Raw genomic sequence first — 2,296 nt, forward strand, 5'->3', positions numbered from 1 at the left:
GTGCGCCACCGAGCCGTACCAGATCGCCCAGGATGTCGCAAGCGCGATCCGTACGTTTCGCGGCGAGTGCTGGTACGACACCACACTCGGCCTGCCGTACTGGCAAAACATTCTCGGCAAGTTGCCGACCGTCTCGTTCATCCAGTCCGAAATCGTGCGGGCCGCGCTCACCGTGCCCAACGTCACCGCCGCGACGGGCACGAGCCTTGCCTTCGACAACCGGCAACTGTCCGGCACCGTGGAGGTGGCCGACGCGAATGGGCAAACACAGTCTGTCGCCTTCTGATGCAGCCCTCCTCAGCGGCATCCCTGGTTCTTGACGCCCTTGTAACAGATGGTGCCGTTCGGGGCTTTATATACGCCTTTTCCGTTTACGGTCTTCGCTTCCCCGCCCTTGCTTGTCTGGGTCGTCGTCACGCCTGCCTGATTCGTCTGGGCCTTCACTGCGTTACCCGTATTCGGGTTGTAGCCACCGGCCGTCTGTCCGTTGTTGCAGGTGGTAACGCCGCGCGCGTTCGTCGTGCAGTTGGCGAATGCGCTGGACGACAGCATGACGCATGTCAGCATGACCAGCATTCTCATGGCGACCTCCTTTGCGGGCCGGAACGGCTCTTCGTTTCAGGTTACACCATCAACCGGAATACCGGTAAGGGACAGGGCGCGAGCGCGTAACCTGATCGGCCGGTTTGCAGAAAAATTGACCGACGCAACCGGCAACACACAGTCCGTGAGCTTCTGAGCGCAGCACCGCCGTGCAGACAAACGTTCCGCCGATCCGGTTCACGGATCAGGGACCGGTATTGCCCGCCGAATCCGCGATCCTCGCTGGCGTGCGGGCCGATATCAACGCGGCGTTCGGCGGCGGCGTCAATCCGGGGCTGACCACGCCGCAGGGGCAGATCGCGCAGTCGCTCACCACGATCATCCGCGATGCGAACGGCGACATTCTCGAAGTCGCGAACCAGGTCGATCCCGATGTCGCCTCCGGCCGCTGGCAGGACGCGATCGGCCGCATCTATTTCCTGAACCGCATCGCTGCGTCAGGGACCGTCGTCACCGCGACCTGCATCGGGCTCGTCGGCGCGGTCATTCCCGCCGGTTCGGTTGCGCAGGACGTGAACGGCTACCTGTATGCATCGACCGCCGCGGCGGTTATTCCCGCCTCGGGCCAGGTGGAGGTGCCGTTCCAGTGCCAGACGAAGGGACCCGTAGCCTGTCCGATCGGCGCGCTTGCGACGATCTACACCGCCGTGCAGGGCTGGGACCGCGTGTCGAACACGACCGCCGGCACGCCCGGGCAGAACGTCGAGACCCGCGCGCAGTTCGAGGCAAGGCGCAGGCTGTCGGTTGCCATCAATGCCGTCAACAGCGTGCAGGCCGTCTATGCGGCGGTGCTGCCGGTGTCCAACGTGCTCGACGCGTTCGTGATCGACAACCCGACCGGTGCAACCGTGAACTACGGTGCGACGGACTATCCGCTGCTGCCGCATTCGCTGTTCGTGTCGGCCATCGGCGGCGATGCTTCGGCCATCGCGCAGGCGATCTGGAGCAAAAAGGCGCCCGGCTGCGACTACAACGGCGACACGTCGTGGATCGTCCATGACACCAGCTACAACGCCCCGCAGCCGAAGTACACGGTGACATGGGTCACGCCCGCGCCGGTGCAGTGCTGCTTCACCGTGACGATCCAGGCCAATGACCAGTTGCCGGCCAGCATCACCTCGCTGATCCAGCAGGCGATTCTCGCGGCGTTTAACGGCGAGGACGGTGGCGTGAAGGCGCGCATCGGCTCGACTACCTATGCGGGGCGCTACTACGCGGGCGTGGCCGCCACGGACCCGAATGTGAACATCTACTCGATCGCGCTCGGCACCGACCCGATGGACGTGAACCAGAGCGCGCTCGCGTTTGGCATCGACCAGTATCCGACGCTCGATCCGTCCAACGTTTCCATGCTGCAGTTCAGTCAGGACATGCGGTCATGAAGAACTGGACCGACACGCTGCTCGCGCAGTACGCGAATTCGCCGACGATCACGGCGATGCTCGACTGTCTGAACCAGGATATCGGGCCGCATGCCGGGCTCGACGCGTTTTACGACACGATCTGGAATGTGGCTACCGCACTCGGCTATGGGCTCGACGTTTGGGGCAGGATCGTCAACGTGAAACGTGGCGTGATGGCGGCAAGCCGCGACCTGTGATCCTGCTCCCGCTCCGAACCTTCCGACTCCGGGTCGGTCCGCTTCCAGAAAACAACTATCCGGTCGTCCTACGTCGAGCGTCTCACGACGCCG

4 protein-coding genes are annotated in these 2,296 nt (G+C 63.9%); 3 read left to right on the forward strand and 1 reads right to left on the reverse strand.

Annotated elements, in window-relative coordinates; genetic code table 11:
• The coding region (locus KHO33_RS41755; protein WP_211629339.1) for a hypothetical protein at positions 1-286 on the forward strand (286 nt) is incomplete at its 5' end.
• 11 nt (positions 287-297) lie between these two features.
• On the opposite strand, the gene KHO33_RS41760 is transcribed toward KHO33_RS41755, so the two are convergent.
• Positions 298-582 (reverse strand): hypothetical protein, encoded by a 285-nt coding sequence (locus KHO33_RS41760; protein ID WP_200568563.1) that lies wholly within the window; start codon positions 580-582, stop codon positions 298-300.
• Between the two features lie 170 nt (positions 583-752).
• Here KHO33_RS41760 and KHO33_RS41765 point away from each other — a divergent pair, with 170 nt between their 5' ends.
• Together KHO33_RS41765 and KHO33_RS41770 are read left to right on the forward strand one after the other, a co-directional pair.
• Positions 753-1,985: a baseplate J/gp47 family protein gene (locus KHO33_RS41765; RefSeq protein ID WP_200568561.1), complete on the forward strand. Its 1,233-nt coding sequence runs from the start codon at positions 753-755 to the stop codon at positions 1,983-1,985.
• Positions 1,982-2,203 (forward strand): DUF2612 domain-containing protein, encoded by a 222-nt coding sequence (locus tag KHO33_RS41770; protein WP_200568560.1) that lies wholly within the window; start codon positions 1,982-1,984, stop codon positions 2,201-2,203. The genes KHO33_RS41765 and KHO33_RS41770 overlap by 4 nt, the downstream gene beginning before the upstream one ends.
• Positions 2,204-2,296 lie beyond the last annotated feature (93 nt).

This window comes from Paraburkholderia nemoris (genome assembly GCF_905221015.1).
In the GTDB taxonomy this organism is placed as follows: Bacteria; Pseudomonadota; Gammaproteobacteria; order Burkholderiales; family Burkholderiaceae; genus Paraburkholderia; species Paraburkholderia nemoris.